Annotated in this window: 14 protein-coding genes; 6 read left to right on the top strand and 8 right to left on the bottom strand. The window is 53.7% G+C overall.

Going from position 1 to position 16797, the window contains the following annotated elements; all coding sequences use genetic code 11:
- Window positions 1-96 precede the first annotated feature (96 nt).
- Window positions 97-912 (top strand): AAA family ATPase, encoded by an 816-nt coding sequence (locus H6F57_RS13895; RefSeq protein WP_190626345.1) that lies wholly within the window; start codon window positions 97-99, stop codon window positions 910-912.
- 2 nt (window positions 913-914) lie between these two features.
- Window positions 915-1424, top strand: a complete 510-nt coding sequence (locus H6F57_RS13890; RefSeq protein ID WP_190626344.1) for a TniQ family protein — start codon at window positions 915-917, stop codon at window positions 1422-1424.
- A gap of 126 nt (window positions 1425-1550) precedes the next feature.
- Here the strand turns inward: H6F57_RS13890 and H6F57_RS13885 are convergent, their stop codons facing one another.
- The 3 genes from H6F57_RS13885 to H6F57_RS13875 all read right to left on the bottom strand — a co-directional run bounded on the left by H6F57_RS13885 (window position 1551) and on the right by H6F57_RS13875 (window position 2899).
- Entirely contained in the window at window positions 1551-2129 is a 579-nt protein-coding gene (locus tag H6F57_RS13885; protein WP_190626372.1) for a hypothetical protein, read from the bottom strand.
- Window positions 2130-2228: 99 nt separating this feature from the next.
- Window positions 2229-2540 (bottom strand): helix-turn-helix domain-containing protein, encoded by a 312-nt coding sequence (locus H6F57_RS13880; RefSeq protein WP_190626343.1) that lies wholly within the window; start codon window positions 2538-2540, stop codon window positions 2229-2231.
- Window positions 2537-2899: a hypothetical protein gene (locus tag H6F57_RS13875; protein ID WP_199289661.1), complete on the bottom strand. Its 363-nt coding sequence runs from the start codon at window positions 2897-2899 to the stop codon at window positions 2537-2539. The genes H6F57_RS13880 and H6F57_RS13875 overlap by 4 nt, the downstream gene beginning before the upstream one ends.
- 171 nt (window positions 2900-3070) lie before the next feature.
- Between H6F57_RS13875 and H6F57_RS13870 the strand changes: the two genes are divergently transcribed.
- Both H6F57_RS13870 and H6F57_RS13865 read left to right on the top strand, forming a co-directional pair.
- Window positions 3071-3232, top strand: a complete 162-nt coding sequence (locus tag H6F57_RS13870; RefSeq protein ID WP_190626342.1) for a hypothetical protein — start codon at window positions 3071-3073, stop codon at window positions 3230-3232.
- A gap of 25 nt (window positions 3233-3257) precedes the next feature.
- A complete protein-coding gene (locus H6F57_RS13865; RefSeq protein WP_190626341.1) occupies window positions 3258-3857 on the top strand; it encodes a ribonuclease III domain-containing protein in 600 nt (199 codons plus the stop codon).
- A 113-nt stretch (window positions 3858-3970) separates the two neighbouring features.
- Here H6F57_RS13865 and H6F57_RS13860 read toward each other — a convergent pair whose 3' ends face one another.
- From H6F57_RS13860 to H6F57_RS13845, 4 genes are all read right to left on the bottom strand, one after another.
- The gene (locus H6F57_RS13860; protein ID WP_190626340.1) at window positions 3971-4306 is read right to left on the bottom strand and encodes a CU044_2847 family protein; all 336 of its coding nucleotides are present in this window, start codon (window positions 4304-4306) and stop codon (window positions 3971-3973) included.
- Between the two features lie 32 nt (window positions 4307-4338).
- Entirely contained in the window at window positions 4339-4602 is a 264-nt protein-coding gene (locus tag H6F57_RS13855) for a hypothetical protein (protein ID WP_190626339.1), read from the bottom strand.
- A 147-nt stretch (window positions 4603-4749) separates the two neighbouring features.
- Window positions 4750-8514 carry a HEAT repeat domain-containing protein gene (locus H6F57_RS13850; protein ID WP_190626338.1) on the bottom strand — a complete coding sequence of 1255 codons (3765 nt, stop codon included), beginning with the start codon at window positions 8512-8514 and terminating at the stop codon, window positions 4750-4752.
- Window positions 8515-8647: 133 nt separating this feature from the next.
- Window positions 8648-8848 (bottom strand): hypothetical protein, encoded by a 201-nt coding sequence (locus H6F57_RS13845; protein WP_190626337.1) that lies wholly within the window; start codon window positions 8846-8848, stop codon window positions 8648-8650.
- A gap of 287 nt (window positions 8849-9135) precedes the next feature.
- On the opposite strand from H6F57_RS13845, the gene H6F57_RS13840 reads away from it, so the two are divergent.
- Window positions 9136-11913, top strand: a complete 2778-nt coding sequence (locus tag H6F57_RS13840) for a PD-(D/E)XK nuclease family protein (RefSeq protein WP_190626336.1) — start codon at window positions 9136-9138, stop codon at window positions 11911-11913.
- Window positions 11900-15115 (top strand): UvrD-helicase domain-containing protein, encoded by a 3216-nt coding sequence (locus H6F57_RS13835; RefSeq protein ID WP_190626335.1) that lies wholly within the window; start codon window positions 11900-11902, stop codon window positions 15113-15115. Before H6F57_RS13840 ends, H6F57_RS13835 begins: the two co-directional genes overlap by 14 nt.
- Here the strand turns inward: H6F57_RS13835 and H6F57_RS13830 are convergent, their stop codons facing one another.
- Complete coding sequence (locus H6F57_RS13830; RefSeq protein WP_206753717.1) at window positions 15116-16618, bottom strand: ATP-binding protein; 1503 nt, start codon at window positions 16616-16618, stop codon at window positions 15116-15118.
- Window positions 16619-16797 lie beyond the last annotated feature (179 nt).

Below are 16797 nucleotides of genomic sequence, written 5' to 3'. Positions count from 1 at the left end.
TACCGATACCCAAGAGGAAGATCTAAAGCCTAGGGCTAACCCGCTTCTTAGCTTGCAAGTATCTTATCAAGATGATTTATTTGAGTAACTAAAATTATGAGCCGAGAAGCCAATCAAGTTGCCTCTGCACTAGGGGCTCTGCCTGAATTAGCACCTGAAACACAAAAGGAATTAGAGCGACTTGCCAAAACACCCTACTTCGATCTTCCTAAAGTTCAAGGTTGTCACACATACCTTGAAGAGTGCCGTTTAGGCAATGCCTGCTCTCGCATAGTAGGAGATAGCGGAGTGGGGAAGACTGTAGCAGCAAAGGCTTATGTTAGACGGCTAAAGAGCATCTCCACCAATGAATATGCTGTGTATGTTCTTTTGCCACCAAACTGTACACCGAAGGGAGTTTATGAGGAGGTGCTGAAGGCTTTGGGTTTTACATACACCAAGGGTAATATTAGCCTTCTTCGGAATCGTGCTCGTCAGACTTTGACTAGTCGCAAGGTATCTGTTCTGCTATTTGATGAGGCTAATCACCTCAAAAGAGATGCATTAGGCGAGATGCAGTATCTTGAAGAAGCCGAGGTCGTAAAATCTATTGTACTGATTGGAACTGATCGTTTGGATGCACTTATCTGCCAGGATGAGCAGGTACAAAGGCGTTATCCTCGCTATCAGTATGGGCGGGTTTTATCTGCTGAGTTAAAGGATCTGGTAGAGCTTTGGGAAGCTACTGTAATTCGCTTTCCAGTGGCATCAAGCCTGACTGCTAAGAAGCCTTTTAGTTTGATTGAGAGTGCTACGGGACGATGTATTGGCAAGATGGATGAGCTGTTGCGTAGGGCGGCTAGAAAAGCTTTGATTGAAGGGGAATCTAAGATCAGCTATGAACGGCTTCAGGAAGTGGCGGCTCAGTTTTAGATATGGAATTTGAGCAGAGTCATCAATGGCACTTTCAGCTAGAGCCTTTTGCCGGGGAAAGCTTTAGTCATTTTCTGGGGCGTTATTGTGCGGTGAATTGTATTACGCCCAATGCCCTTGCTCAGCACATCACTGCTGGTACTGTTGCGGTAGGACGCTGGCGCAAGCTGCGCTACACCCCATCTCCCTCTGAGAGGCAGCTTCAACGGTTGGCTGAGATCACTGGGGCTAGTCAGGCAGCCCTAAAGGCGCTGCTACCCCAAGAACCGATGCAGATAGGCACCCTTCGCCTTTGTGCAGCCTGCTATGGTGACGAGCCGTATCACCGATCGCATTGGCAGTACAAGGCTACTCAGTACTGTGAGCGGCATGGGCTGACTCTGTTGGCCCGCTGTCCCTGCTGCAAGTGTCCCTTCCCCATACCTGCCGAGTGGGCTGCGGGCATTTGCTTAAGGTGTGGCATTGCGTTTGCGGATATGGCCGACTTCCAGAAACAGATTATAGGCAAATAGCCTCTATAAGAAGCATTTGACAGTCATTCAGAGATCTGTTGGCGTTGCTAGGGTCAGTACACTTAGAGGAATGCCTCAAAGGGCTTAGCGAAGCCCTTTGAGGCAGTAGAGTTAAGTACCGGCACCTCACCCAGTTCGCTGCTCCTTGGGGGTTATGCAGAGGATGGATGGAGCTGGATCAAAAACAACGGTGTACTGAGCTGAAGGGCTCAGCCGCCGCAGGGCTTTCAAATGGGCATCAGCATCATTGCGCCGCCGAAACCGGGCTACGGTGCGTCGCTGCATGTGGGGGAGGAGTTGAACAACGCACCAGGGACGGAGCAGCTGGTTGTAGGCCGTGGGAGCTTCCACCTCGTAGGCCGCAGATGAAGAGTACTGCTGGCTCTCTAAACGGTAGATCTCCTGCTCGCTGACAGAATCCATTGGGTAAGACTGCCCGCTTTCTCCGGCACTGGCAGCGCTGGACCTTAACGCCTGCTCTATCTTGCCCAACAGCTCAGAGGCCTCTCGATCAGGAGGATGCAGCGTCCAAGCGTTGATCGGGGCTGGCTGGAAGGTCAGTCGGTAGGTTTTGCTGTTTCTACCGTGAACGAGCCAGACAGCCTGCCGAGGCAGCTTTTGCAGACGGTATGAGCCTTGCCCTAGCGTTGCCAGCGCCGCCTGGATATGTTTGATATCGGCCATGATTCGGTACCCTTGGCTCATATGAATGTCCTCCCCGATGCATCAATGCAGTGCAATTGATGCCACCCTAGCCCGGGGAGATTCGCCAAAACAGAGCACGGTGATATTGACAATTTTGGGTTAAGTATGATTGTCTTCCTGCTCGGTGGTGCAGAGAGCCTGCCGTAGGTCTGCTGGAATTTGGTCAAAGTTGTCGAGCAAAAAATCCATCAGGGCCAGATGGCGAAGGTCTACAGGGGTGGGGCGGCGATAGCTGCGACCTTTGCGAAACCAGCCTCGCACTGTCGAGACCGACCGGGAGCAGATCACGGCCATGTCTTCTTGGCTCACCTGCCACTTCGCATAAAACCGCTGGGGCGTCATGCCCAATTGGCAGTAGCTGTACCGCTCGACTAGGCGCTGCTCGCGGTGAGAAAGGGGGCGGGGATTCATCGGATAGACTCCTCGTCAAGGGGTTCGAGGTCGTCTTCCCAGGCAATATCGGCTCTGACCCAGGTGGCACTGGGAGAACCAGGATTGAGCCAGATCAGGTAGCACCACTGCCAGCGGCGGCTGTGGGGGGCAAAGCTGTAGAACTGGCCAATGACCAGGCCCCAATCGGTCGCGTCGCCATGGGGAGTCCAGCGGAGGCGATCGCCGTAGTGAAAGTGGGGCGCTTCGACCTGGGGAAATGCGGCAGGTAAGTTAGTCGTTGGCGGGAGGTGCAAGTGACCAGGTTTGAGAGCATACCCGACGGCTCGATAGATGAGATGAAGCTGATGCGATCGCTGGTGTGGAAAGGGTTGAGCCATAGGGAGAGCAGTTCCTGGGTGCTGGCGAAGGTTAGCCTGGCTACTCAACAAGGCTGAGGTAACTTGAACTAGCGGATATGCTTATCTATATTAGTTTAATCTACTCTAGATTAGATTACCCTTAATCGCAACGCTTCACCTAGGCTTGCTCTAGAGCTAGATAGAGCGGTTATGACTACCCAAAAGCGCCAGACCAGCATTTACCTGCCAGACCCGATGAGGGAAGCCATTCAGGCGATCGCAGATAGAGAGCAGCGATCATTTACATTTGTGGTTGAAATGCTTTTGGGGGAGGCTTTAGAAGCGAGGGAGTCCACTGGGAAGAATGGTTGAGTGAACCCAGCAAGGACTTTTATCGATGCCTGCCATCATGATCAAGCTTGAAGAGGCTAAGCGTGCGATCGCGTTTCCCGATTTTCACAGTGACGAGTTGCTTAAAATCGCCCTTACGGATCCCTGCACTATCAATGAGTCGGGACTGCCGCCCAGCCAGCAAGTCACGATCGAGCAAGAATACCGCCGTCTTGCTTTTTTGGGTGACATGCTGATAGATGCCATTCTGGCGGATCTTCTCTATAGCACCAGGCGCGAATTAACTCCCGAAGATTTTGATGACTATCGACAATATCTAGTGGATAGACCTTCCTTGGCTGACTTTGCGATCGCCCTTGGCTTACCCGAGGTTAGCTCTTCCTGGAATCGGAAAAACCGGAAACCTCCTGAGGATGAGCCTGGCGTATGGGGAGAGATGTTTGAGGCGGTTGTAGGTGTACTGTTTTTGGATGCTGACCGCGATTTTGGTAAGGTTGCTAAGTGGCTCTGTAACCGTTTTTTTGAGGAAGCTGTTGAGGACTATGAAGAAGACCCCACGTTGGTAACGGGGGATGATTATGCTGAGATTCAAGGTCTACCAAGCTCTTTCGGTATTTTGTTCTCAACCAGCGATGGCAATGACTAAGCTGGGTTTTAGACCACTTACTATTCGACGTGAAATTCAACGCAGGTTAAGCACCACTTTGTCTACCCCACGGGATAAGGTGAGCTGGACAGTCCAGTATTGCACCAGTGTCTCTAGCTGACTCGTGGCTCAACCTTATCTGATCGCTCCCATTCTAGGGTGATTTCTAGGTTGGCTTTGCCAGCCCCTTTGACAATCACAGCAGTCAGCTGCCCTGACTCGATGGCTAGTTCCATGCCAAATTTCACCGTCGCTTTTTTGGGTCTGGCTTTTTGAATGGGGGTGGCAATCATTTGTACGACCCCCTCGATCGCATCAGCGACGGGCTGAAACTGTTTGGGATCAAAACTGACGTCTTCTCGCCCGGTCTGGGTAACCTCAAATTTGACGGTTGCGCCGTTAGGGAGCTGTACTGGCACGGTGTCGCTGCGAGAGTCTGAGAAGCTCATTTAGAGGTCTCCTTGGGGATGTTGTTGGATGGTTAGCCTGTTGCTGGGGCGTTGCGCCTCAATTCAAGCGCGATTTCGCGAATACCTGCGGCAATCTCCTGAAAGACTTGGTCTTGGTTTGGCCAGGTGGTGACGGGCTGGTGGTTTTTGGGCAGGAGGGGAAGCTGGCTGAATGGGGCACCCTGCCAGTCTACAGGGCGCAGCAATATGGGAATAACGCGGGCCTCGCCGGATTGGGGTCGCTCTATGGCACGCTGAAGTTCGAGGTGGTAGCAGGTGACATTGGCGACAATCATAACCAGCCTTGATAGCGCAGATGCTGAACAGATTGGTGAGTAAGTCGATGGTAATTTACATGTTTTTGAGTCCGCTGAGTTCAATGACTTTACTTCACGTCCTCGCTGACGCCTTCGAGAAATGCGATCGCGCCTTTGCCCCAGGGATTAGATTCGACAAAGTGTTCGCCGACTTTGATGGCTGCTTTTTTTACCGCCATTCCACAGACGTTTGAGATTGAGGAAGTTTTGCCAGCGGGTATCGATGCGTCTCGCTTCGATATCGATGGTCTGAATGATGGCGGTTTCGTTGGTGATGTGGGGATTTTGTTGCTGGAGTTCGTCGATGAAGTGTTTGTAGCCCGTTAGAAGAATCTCAAAATTTTGCTCTGGGGCGTGGATATGCTGAGTGAAGTCTTGTTGACTGCCTTCTGCTGCATAATTAACACCGATCGTTGCGTGTTGCTGATTAAAAACGGGTGATTTGTCGCTCATGATTGTTAGTTGCTCTACAGCTTTGATTATTACTGTGTTTTCGATTGTTTTATCGCTTTGGCTGGGAGCGCTATCGCCCTGCTTGCCTGCTAGATAGGCTTGCCAGATTTCGTGGTTATAGAATTGGCGGCGGTTTTGGATAGCAGAAATCGCATTCTCCAGGTGATCTTCTGGTTGCCGAAAATGCAACTGCCATAAATCGGCAATGGCCGCCTCAGCGCCTATTTTCCCCAGCGCATCGGCCGCACTCCCACGAACCAAGGAGTTTGGGTCGTCCAGGGCTTTCAACAAGCCGGGAATGGCTGCCTCACTGCCGATTTCTCCCAACGCATGGGCTGCGCTCTCACGAGCACTATAGTTTTGGTCGTCCAGGGCTTTCAGCAAGCCGGGAATCGCTGCCTCACCGCAGATTTTCCCCAATGCATCGGCCGCACTCCTACGAATACCGGAAGTCGCACTAATACTTTCATAGGAGCCTGGGTCTTCAAAGATTTTCAGTAATCCGGGAATTGCTGCCTCACCGCCGATTTTCCCCAACGCATGAGCCGCACTCCTACGAACATCGGAGTCTGGATATTCAAGGGCTTTCAGTAATCCGGGAATTGCTGCCTCACCGCCGATTTTCCCCAACGCATAGGCTGCGGTCCTATAAACATAATCGTATTGGTCGTCAAGGGCTTTCAGTAATCCGGGAATTGCTGCCTGACCGCCGATTTCTCCCAACGCATAGGCTGCACTCCCACGAACATCGGAGTATCGGTCGTCAAGGGCTTTCAGCAATCCAGAAATTGCTGCCTCACTGCCAATTTTCCCCAACACATAGGCCGTGTTCTTACGAACATCGGGGGATTGGTCTTCAAGGTCGCTCAGCAATTCGGTAATGACCACCTCACTGATGATTTCCTCCCACGGATAGGCCGCTCTCTCACGAACATCAGAGTCTGGGTCGTCCAGGGCCTTCAAAAAGCCAGGAATGGTCGCCTCATTGCCGATTTCCGCCAACGCATAGGCCACTTTCTCACGAACATCAGAGTTTGGGTCGTCCAGGGCTTTCAACAATCCGGGAATGGCCGCCTCACTGCCGATTTCCGCCAACGCATAGGCTGCGCTCCCCCGAATATTGGAGGATTGGTCTTCTAGGGCTTTCAATAAGCCGGGAATGGCCGCCTCACCACCGATTTTCCACAATACTTCGGTCACAACCCTACGAACATGATACTTTTGGTTGTCCAAAGCTTTCAACAAGCCGGAAATGGCCGCTTCACCGCCGATTTTCCCTAGCGTTTCGGCCGCATTCAAACAAACGAAGAAGTGTCGGTCTTCAAAGGCTTTCAACAAGCCGGGGATGGCCGCCTGACTGTGGCTCATTGCCCAACATTGAACCTTAAGTCGTGTTGGAAACTCACAACTATCAAGCCAGCCTATCGTTTTGGTTTGGAGTAAAGGCTTTACTTCCCCAGCCAATCTTGCTCCTAACATTAAATCCACATCATCCATCGCCAGCTTCACCACCCGGAGTGCTTGAGGCTCGTCATCCACTAGCGATAGCATCAGGGCGATCGCTTCTGTCCACTTCAAAAGGTTGAGGTAGTCGCGCTTGAGTTGCTCATCGCTTAGCTTTGGCAGCTGGCCCAACAAATATTCTGCCGCGTAATATTCCTGGATGAGGTGGTGGCCAAATTCGAGTTGGTCGGTGGTGCGGTTTTGCAGCAGGTGGTATTTGAGTAGGTCATCTAAAATGTCGCGAACGGGGAATTTCTCCTTGGCAAAGATTTTGCCGAGTTTGCGTTTGGCTTCGGCGCGAGGAATCACTCGGCGAAAATCGACCGGGGTTTTACCCTGCATCATCAGGGCCGCCAGGGCAATCAGAGCTGGTTTCCACAGGCGGCGATCGCTCAAAGGTCGCACATCCCCCTTCAGCAACGCCACCTCATGCTTCCGCACGCTGCTGTCTTCATACATCGTCGTAAACGCCCGAAATACCTCTGCTAGATTGGTGGGCATTTGCCGATTGGGCGACTGCTGAAACACCTCGCACAGCATCCATAGCAGCAGCGGGGTTTGGCCAAACTCCCGCAGGCGAGTATTCAACTGCCGCAGCATCGACTCCGCCTGGTGGGGCACATAGGCGCGAATGAAATCCTTCATCTGCGGCTCGGTTAGCGGCTGCATCTCCAGTTTCTTCTCAATCCCCAGGTCACCACCCAGGCCCAGATCTCGCGTAGTGAAGATCATCGGTACCTTGGGGTGGTTGCGCCGAAAGGCTGAAAGCTGAGTTCTCGCGCTCTCCGAAGGCAGCTCATTCAACCCATCGATCAGCAGCAAAAATCGTCCTTGGCCCAGAAGTTTGGACAGGGTAGAGTCATTTAACTTCAGACCATGCCGTTGCAGAAACCCCTGAATCAGTCCCTGGATGGAAGTATTCCAGTAACGCAGCTCTACCAGGATAGGGACCTGGCCCTCGCCTTGCTGTAATGCCTGGGTAGCCTCCTCCAGAAGCAACCGAATTAACGCTGTGGACTTACCTGACCCAGGGCGACCTACCAGAAGCACATGGTTGTCGGCATACTTGCGAATCCCTTCCAGCACCGGCAGCCGTTCAATTTTCTCTCGTTCCTCCGATTTCGGGTCAGAGCCAGGACCATCCGTTTCCTTTACGGCGGCCTTCACCATCAGACCAAAGTCAAAAGGTGAAGCGCCTTCGGGCTTCGGTGCTGCAATGCGTCCAGTAGCATCTGTCAGTGTGTAGTGCGTCCACCAGTTGTGGTAGGTCGTTGTGAGAGCCTGCAAGTAGGGTTCAAAGTCAACTTCGCCCTGTGGCTTTGTAACTAGGTCATGCCAACGACAATTGGCTTGGTGAAACTGCCGTTGCTGGTCTCGCAGCTGCGGGAACTGCTCCAAAATCACCCGAGTGGGAATCGCACCGCCGCCCAGGTCGATGGTGCGATCCTTCGTAAACTTGATCATCCCACAAACCTGGCCTGTCCTCCAGTTCAGCAGCGGCGCACCACTCAATCCCGGACGCACCTGGGCCAGCTTAAATACCAACAACTCCGAGCCATTCTCCGTCGCTGAGCCCTCACACACACCCGTTACCGACGTCCCCTGAAGAAAACTATCGGGATAGCCATAGGTGTACAGATCGTCCCGAGGCTGAAACGCCTCCCCCAAATAAACACAGGGCACCTCGACATCGGGCAAGGGTGAGTATTGCAGCAGCGCCAAATCAAGCTGAGGCCGCCGTTCCACCACCGCCGCCTCAGCAAAACTCCGCTGCTGCCGATCAATCAGAGCCCGAGCGTTAGCATCCAGCGCCTTGATCACATGGTCACAGGTCAAAACCAACCCCGGCGCAACAAAGAACCCCGTCCCCCAGCCGCCAGGAACCGTAATCTTGACCGTACAATCTTGCAGGAGTTCATCCAGCCGCTGGGGCATATCAGCGCTCTATACTTTCAGAGGCCTTGTCTGTTAGCTCCTGCCCGACCTATCCAGCTTGGGCCGAAGCTACCCTTCAGTTATATCCTCCCCCAAAGGCCCCCTTTCCATCGAGTGCCAATTTTTGCTCTGGCTAGCTAGGCTCCGCAAAGGGCGGTTGCCCTGCCGCGTCATCCATTGACCTAAAAAACGAGGCCAACCCCTCCACCGCGAAAACAACCACCTCCTCGATCGTCTCAGGGTTCAGCGCATCTCCGATCGCAGTGGCACCGGCTTCAGTCTCAAATTCGCAGATTTTTTCGCCCACGCCATAGCCCGCCTCTGCTTCCAGCACGCTGATGTGGGTAATCGGGACCAGCTGATCGACCTCGCCCGGCTTAGCGATATTCAGGGCCAGGTGTAGGAAGGTGCAGCATGCGCTTGTAAGCGTGTATGGGTGGCGGTGGATGGTGAAGTTACCATCATGATTTTGTTGAAATGCCTGAACTTTTCCCCGATCAGTCTGGGCAAGCTAAGAAGACTTACGAAACTTAGCTTTCATAGTGATGTGGTGTGGGGCTAGCACAGCGTCTTGATGGCCAGTTTACAGCTGCTGCCCGGCGGAACATTGGAGAGACTGGCATGGCAAGATTTGTCTTAACCCACAGCAATAGCTATGCCACTGCCCTGGAATGGTCAAAGCGGCCTGGCTCTCAACTCGTTACCCCATCGCGGCTGGCGGCTAGGGCACTGCATGCGCAACACCAGGCTCTACGCCAGTTGGCGATCAAGGCTGTAGAGTCTGGAGGTAAGAAAATCGCCCCTGACCGCACAGCTCAAAGGCTATTTCGCCAAGTGGTGCAAGACCTTGCGCAGCCGGTAGATGGGCTGGGTACCGCCAGAGCCTGGATGCCGGGGGTGCGATCGCTCCTCCAAAGCAGCCCAAATCTTTCTACGGTAACAGCCACCTCTCCCCGCATCGCCCAGCTTCTCGACGTTGCAAAGGCTTATCAAACTGCCCTGAGTGAGCAAGGTTTCATTGATGGGGCAGACCTCTACTGGCAAGCTGCAGAGAGCAAGGTTCCCCCCCAACAGTTGCTTATCTACGGCTACTTTCAGCCTCGCCCCGATGAGCTGGCCTGGATCAATGCTCTGGCTGCCGACGAAAGCGTACTGTTTTTGCCGATCGCAGAGTCACCGCTGTTTGCCGATAGCCAAACATCTGTGGATTGGCTGGTAGAGCAAGGCTGGCAGGTCACTGGTGAACTGGATACCAGATCCCAGAGTTCTAACGGGGGTGAGAACGTAGACGCCAAGTCTGAGCAGAACCCTGGGAACTTCGCCTTGGGGGAATCGCTCAGCCAAGTTTTCTGCGGGGCCAGAGACCGGGTTTCTAGCGGTGAGCTGGGGCAGGGACAGCAAAATGGGACGCAGAAACCTGGTCTCTCTGGAGCCACCACCTCCTACGCCTACAGCACCCTGGAAGCAGAGGTGCGAGGGACTCTGGCCCAAGTCAAAGCCCTGCTCAACGACGGCACCCTCGCCCGCGACATCGCCATTGTCGCCAGAGACGAAGTCGCCTACGGCCCCAAGCTGATCGACATCGCATGGGAGTACGGTGTGCCCCTACGAGCCCTCTACCAAACCCCGCTGCTAAGCACTCGCTTGGGAACCTGGCTAAATCTGCTGGTAGACGTGCTCGATGCCAAATTTCCCTTCGAGGGCACAGCACGGCTACTCAGCCATGTCCTAGCCAGCAACCCCGATCGCGACTTTTGGGCCACCGCCCGCCGCCAATATCCCCAGGACTTTGCCGCCTGGAAAGCCCTAGCCCAAGACCACCTCGATCTCGACCTCGACCTGCTGGCCCAGATCAACCAAGCCCGCCGCCGCGACACCTGGGTAGAGCTGTGGCAAAGCATTTTGGGCCGGTTTGATCTGCGTCGCCGCTGCGCCCGCTGGGCGAGGGAGAGCGTGGCGTTTAACCGGTTCCGCGATGCATTGAGGGAACTGGCCGAACCCGAAGCGGAAATCCTCAACTGGGGCGAGTTTCGCCAGGAGTTACGGGACTTGCTGGATAGCTTGACCGTACCCGCCCAGCCGGGTCGCGGCGGGGTCGAGCTGCACAGCCCCCGCTCGGTAGTGGGGGCCAGGTATACCCACCTATTTGTCATTGGCATGGCCGAGGGCGTGCTGCCTGCTCCGATCGGCAACGACCCACTGCTCGACTTCTTTGAACGGCAGCAGCTCCGCCAGCAAAAAGTCATGCTGCCCAGCGCCGCCGAAATGGCTCGGCGGGAGGCGCTGAATGTCTACTTTTTGCTGCAAACAGTGACCACCGCCGTGGTCTTTTCCTATCCCCAGTTGGAGGGGCGCAAGGAACTCTTGCCCAGCCCCTACCTGGCACAATTGGGGCTGAAACCCAGTGAACCGCCAGTCCCCGCGATCGCCAGCCCCGAAGAACATCGCCGCACTGTCCTGCGCCATAGCTCCCAAACCGAAGATCCGGTGCTCCTGGCTGCCGTTCATGCTTATGCCGTTGAGCAGGGTCGCGAGAGCAGCGCCGCCGCCAACGAGTACGACGGCGTCATCGGCATTCCCTTCGACTATGGCAACTGGCCCTTTAGCGTGTCGCAGTTACGGAATCTAGGCCAATGCCCCTTCAATTGGTTTGCTAACAAACTGCTGAAGCTGGGGCCACCGGAGGAAACCGACGACGACCTCAACCCCAGCCAGATCGGCCAACTCTACCACCGGGTGCTGGAGCTAGTGCTGGCCGCGTGGGGCGAGCACCCAGAGTTGGAGGTAGCCGACCCAGGGATGCTGCACGCAGCGTTCGCGATCGCCGAACGCGAACTCATTTCCCCCACTCTTCCTGCCTGGACCTTGCGCCGAGAAGAACATCTGCGAATTCTGGCCCTGGCCCTACAAGACCCCAACTTTTTACCCACTGGGGCAGAGCCTGTTTTGCTGGAGGGCGACTTTGAGGGGGAATGGCACGGCCTCAAGGTGCGGGGCCGCATTGACCGGATTGATCGCACTGAGGCCGGACTGGTGCTAATCGACTACAAAACCGGCAAAAGCCGCCCCCTCGGCATCAAAGACCAAACCGGCAAAGCCTGTATCGATCTCCAGCTCCCGCTCTACCGGGAGGCCGCTGGCCCAGCCCGGTTTGATGAACTCATTGCTGATGCCTACTACTATTCCATTCGCGGCAGGGAAAAAATTGCGCTCTCGTCGAAGGCCCCCCAGCACGAACTGCCTGCCGCCATTGAGCGCTGCAAAATCCATTTAGAAACGGGGCACTATCCAGTGCAGCCCGACACGGAACGAAAGGCCTGCACCTACTGCGATTTTGATGCCCTGTGTCGCCAGGGCGACCGCCTCAGCCGTAAGGAGATTACCCATGGGACTGACTGAACAGCAAGAACGCGCCGCCTACAGTCCTCAGAGTGTGGCGGTTATGGCAGGGGCGGGCACCGGTAAAACCCACATGCTCTCGGAGCGCTATCGGTACTTTTTGCAGCAGGGATTTTCGCCCCTGCAAATTGTGGCCGTAACCTTTACCGAGAAAGCGGCGGCGGAACTGCGATCGCGCATCCGCTCCACTATCGCTACTTCTATGGGCGATCGCCCCGACCTGCTGGCCGAGTTGGAAGCCGCCCAGATCAGCACCTTTCACGCCCTGGCCGCTCGCATCTGCCGGGAGCATTCCACCATCGCCAACGTGCCCCCCGACTTTGCCGTGCAGGATGAGCTGGAAAGCCCGATCTGGCAGGCCGATGTCTTTGCCGATGCCCTGGCCCAACTGCCCAGCTACTTCTACCTGGGCCTTCCCTACTCGCTCATGCGAGACGTGTTGCAGGCGCTGCTAGCCGACCCGCTCACCGCTGCCCAGGCTCTAGAGAAAGGCCGCAACGACTGGCTGCCTTGGGTGGAGCGCATTCAACGTCAGGCCTTAGAGGAATTCTTATCGCACCCGGACTGGCTGAGCAGCAAGCATACCCTACAAGCCTACGCCGCCCCTGGCGACAAACTAGAGGAGCATCGGTTGGCAGCACTGGGGGCGATCGCCCTGTTTGAAGAAGGCCATGCCGCCCAGGCGTTAGATATTCTCGACAGCCTGAGAATCAACGTCGGTAGCCAAAAGAACTGGGGTGGCAAAGATGTATTGGATGCGGTGAAAGGGGCGATCGCCGCGCTGCGCGACCTGGCCCGAGAGGCGATCAAAACCGGACTGATCACCCTGGAACCTAACGCCTGCGACGACCAAACCGATGCCCTACTGCCCAACCTGCGCGGGGCCTTTGTCTGGGTGAGAGACTTTCTACAAAAGGCCAAGTACCAGCAGCGAGTTTTGGATTTCAACGACCTAGAAATTCACGCCCTGCAAGCCCTGGCAGACCCAGCTGTGCAGCACTACTACGCCCAACGTTGGCAGGTATTCCTCATCGACGAATTTCAAGACACCAACCCCATCCAGGGGCAACTACTCGAAACGCTCACCGCCAACGCCACCCTCACTATCGTCGGCGATCCCAAACAGTCCATCTACAGCTTTCGGCAGGCGGATGTGCGGGTGTTTGAGGCATGGCAGAGCCGCATTCACCCCAGTAATGATTCGGTAGAACTCAGTCTTAGCTTTCGTACCCACCAAGCTCTAATCACCCAAATCAACCAGGTGTTTGCCCCCGTGCTGGCCGAGTTGCACCAGCCCCTCGACGCCCACCGCCAGGAAACCCTGGAGCCAAACCCAGAGATCCAGCTCTTCACCGTGACAGTGGATGAGGAATATCAGAAAGACAAGGGCATCGACACCAATGCTGATGCCTGCCGCCGAGTGGAAGCCCAGAAAATCGCCGATCTAGTGGAGGACATGCTGTCGGCCAAGCTGCAAGTCCACGACAAACCCAGCGGGCAATTGCGAGATATTCAGCCTAAGGACATCGCCATTTTGTCGCGCACCTGGGGGCCGTTGGAGCTGTATGGCAATGCGATCGCCGCCCGCGACACCCCTGTTTTGCAAGCCGGGGGCGGCAACCTGCTCGACACCCGCGAAGCCAAAGATGCCGGGGCGCTGCTGCGGTTTTTGGCGGACCCCACCGATAGTTTGGCCCTGGCGGTGGTGCTGCGCAGCCCCTTCTTTGCGGTCAGCGATACCATCCTCTACACCTTTGCCCAAACCCTGCCAAAGAAAACGGGCTGGTGGAAGCACCTGCGAGACAGTGCCGACCCAGACCTGAGCCGCGCTAGAGAAACCCTGGGTGAGCTGCTGATTGCCCGTCGCACTGAAGCGCCGACGCGGCTGCTGCAAATTGGTGATCGCCTCACCGGCTACACTGCTGTAATCGCCAACCTGCCTGGTGCCGATCGCCGACTGGCCGACTGGCAGGGCTTTGGGGAACTGGTGCGATCGCTCGAATCGGATAGCTTCGACGCGCTGGCCGTCATCCGTCGGCTTCAGCGGTTGCAGACTGCCGAGGTCGAGGTGCCTCGCCCCGCCCTGGCCGGAGGCAATGCCGTCAGCCTGATGACTATTCACGGCTCCAAGGGGCTGGAGTGGCCAGTGGTGATCGTGCCCGACCTGGCTCGCCAGTCGCGCCCCGACTCGCCCCTGGTGCGCTTCGACCCCGAGCTGGGGGTGGCCCTCAAGCTAGAGGATGAGGACAGCGAACGCCAAAAATCGGCCCTCTACATTCTGCTGGAGCAGCGCAAGAAAGCTGCTGACAGCGAGGAAAGTAAGCGGGTGCTCTATGTGGCCCTGACTCGGGTACGCGATCGCCTCATCCTCACCGCTGCTAAAGCAGCTGGTGGTGGCCTCGATATTTTGCAGCCTGGGCTAGAGGGTTTGATTACTCCTGCTTCTATACCCTTTGCGCCAGCCCTAGCCCAGCCCGTCGCCCCGGTGGCCCCTATCATTCCACCCCTGCCCGAGCAGATCATGCTCTACCCTGCCAGGGCGGGCTTTGCCGAACTTCCCGTTACAGCACTGAGCGACTACGCGATCTGCCCCCTGCGGTTTAAGTTTCGCCATGTGGATGGCCACCCCGGCTACACCAGCGGCAACGGCACTCCCAACATGGGTATGGAGTTAGGCAAGCTCACCCACAAAGCTCTGGAACTTGGCATTAACCAGGCCGAGCCATTGGCCACGTATGCTCCCCACCTACCATCAACCGCCGTTGCAGAAGCGCTGAGCCTAGCCCAAGCCTTTCGCCAACTCCCGGTCTATGCCGCCTATCGTGCAGGCGCGACTCATTGGGAACACCCAGTTTCACTTACATTGGGCGACCTCACCCTCAACGGCGTGGTGGATTTGGTGGGTGAGGATTTTGTGCTCGATTTTAAAACTGACCAAACTATGCACCCGGAGCACCACCAGTTTCAGCTCTGGGCCTACAGCCAAGCTATAGACAAACCCAACGCTCATCTCGCCTACCTACGTCACAATCACATATATACCTTTGACTCCGCAGCACTCAATAACCTTAAATCTCAGGCATCTGTCCTTGCTAAAAAACTGGTCAAAGGCGATTTTATCCCTAAACCTTCTAAAATTAGTTGCGGAATTTGTCCGTATGTTGGGATTTGCGAGAGCGATTGGAGCTTAGCAGATATGTAATTATTCTGTGGCATCAGAAAGAGAAGTATCTGAGTTTTCCTTCCTCCATCGATTGATTACATCTGAAAATGTGATGTCTCTCCAAGGTTTTTCCCACTCCTGATGCACACAAATACTCCGAGAGTTAGGTTCTGGATCTGGCAGTGGCATTTGTATAACTGCTGGAAGTAAAACAGCATCTCCTACAACAATACATTCTCCAGGAGCAAGATTTGGAAGGATATCAGTAATGCCGTTAGAATTATCGGGAAACAATCGTTTTACATAATTCTGGTCGGCGCTATTAGTTAATCGCAAAGAAATAAAGTTATTGCATTGAGCAAAAATTGTTTCAGATACTTCTGATGGTCTTTGACTTACAACCATCAAACTTAATCCATATTTCCTTCCCTCTTTCGCCACTCTTTCCAGTGATTTTCTAGATGAACGGTATGCTGCATCTTCTCTTTGAGGGATATAGTTATGGGCCTCCTCACAAACAATCATGACAGGGATATCATTCAGACCACCGCTGTCATGACACAGTTTGGAATAATGGAAACAAAAGTCAAAAATCAAACGAGATACAAGGCTTACTGTGATGCTCAATACCTCAAAAGGAATGCCACTCAAATCAACAATAGTGACATTTGATTTATCTAAGTAACCTAGAAACTGCTTTGTAATATCCTCAAAGTCACAGGTTTTACAAAGTTCGCCATCAGTTTTTTCGGACTGAAGTAGAAAGCGAAGCCTCTTATCCGATAGCTTTGTTTCCAAACGGGATACAAAACGATTAAATTCACCATTGAATGGCCCAATACTTGCCTTTGACTCTTTTGCTTGGCTTGGTGTTGCAAAATCATGTATTACGTCAAAATAGCAATCTTTTCGATCACTGATTAAAGTGCTATCAGCAAGTTTTGGCTTGTTTTCGTTGGGCAGGCGTCCTATAACCTCTCGATTCATATTTTCAATATAGCGATAGACCTCTTCAATTGAGAAATAAATAGGCATGTCATATGTTACCTCTTTTATTTCTGGATTGTGTTTTTCCTTGTTGAGGATGACAGCCTGTTTGAACTGGCTAACTTGATTATGAGAATTTTGTTCGTTGCTTTCAATAAAAATACTTTCTAGTTCTTCCGAGTTCATTAGCCAATATGGAAGATTTAGAGTATCGACATCTAGCCGATTTAAATTGAATGACTGCTCATCAGCAAGTTGAAACGCTGATGTATATTCATCATGAATATCAAAAATTACAACGTGCGAATTATTTTGTTTACCAAGATTTCGGTTTTGTTTCTCACCTATGCCGACCACATCATGTAGAATTCTTGCAACTGTACAAGATTTTCCAGACCCAGTTGAGCCAACAACAGCTATATGTTTACTAAAAAAACAATCTCCATCAACTTTAAAAGGGATAGCTTGATTTAAAGACAAATAGCCAAGAGGAAATTGATAATTATTATCTTCTGAAAATATTTTGTCTAAAGTATCCTCATCTGCAACAAACACTGGCTCTGTTGGGACTGGTAAAAGTATACTAGATCGTTCAAAATCTTTATCGTCAACGAGCGTTCCAACTGCCTGACAATCTATTTGAAACTGCCAGGAGGGTTCAGGTTCTTGACTTGCGATTATTATTCCCGAACATTGCAAATTGCAGCAATAGTAAAATCGTTATTTCCTTGCTG

The organism is Leptolyngbya sp. FACHB-60, from assembly GCF_014695775.1.
Classification (GTDB): Bacteria; Cyanobacteriota; Cyanobacteriia; order Phormidesmidales; family Phormidesmidaceae; genus Nodosilinea.
Note: the sequence above shows the minus strand (reverse complement) of the source record. Positions and strands in the feature narration are given on the sequence as shown.

Coding starts and splice junctions, on each gene's coding strand:
- H6F57_RS13895 (WP_190626345.1), top strand. CDS start 97: ATGAGCCGAGAAGCCAATCAAGTTGCCTCTGCACTAGGGGCTCTGCCT.
- H6F57_RS13890 (WP_190626344.1), top strand. CDS start 915: ATGGAATTTGAGCAGAGTCATCAATGGCACTTTCAGCTAGAGCCTTTT.
- H6F57_RS13885 (WP_190626372.1), bottom strand. CDS start 2,129: ATGAGCCAAGGGTACCGAATCATGGCCGATATCAAACATATCCAGGCG.
- H6F57_RS13880 (WP_190626343.1), bottom strand. CDS start 2,540: ATGAATCCCCGCCCCCTTTCTCACCGCGAGCAGCGCCTAGTCGAGCGG.
- H6F57_RS13875 (WP_199289661.1), bottom strand. CDS start 2,899: ATGGCTCAACCCTTTCCACACCAGCGATCGCATCAGCTTCATCTCATC.
- H6F57_RS13870 (WP_190626342.1), top strand. CDS start 3,071: ATGACTACCCAAAAGCGCCAGACCAGCATTTACCTGCCAGACCCGATG.
- H6F57_RS13865 (WP_190626341.1), top strand. CDS start 3,258: ATGCCTGCCATCATGATCAAGCTTGAAGAGGCTAAGCGTGCGATCGCG.
- H6F57_RS13860 (WP_190626340.1), bottom strand. CDS start 4,306: ATGAGCTTCTCAGACTCTCGCAGCGACACCGTGCCAGTACAGCTCCCT.
- H6F57_RS13855 (WP_190626339.1), bottom strand. CDS start 4,602: ATGATTGTCGCCAATGTCACCTGCTACCACCTCGAACTTCAGCGTGCC.
- H6F57_RS13850 (WP_190626338.1), bottom strand. CDS start 8,514: ATGCCCCAGCGGCTGGATGAACTCCTGCAAGATTGTACGGTCAAGATT.
- H6F57_RS13840 (WP_190626336.1), top strand. CDS start 9,136: ATGGCAAGATTTGTCTTAACCCACAGCAATAGCTATGCCACTGCCCTG.
- H6F57_RS13835 (WP_190626335.1), top strand. CDS start 11,900: ATGGGACTGACTGAACAGCAAGAACGCGCCGCCTACAGTCCTCAGAGT.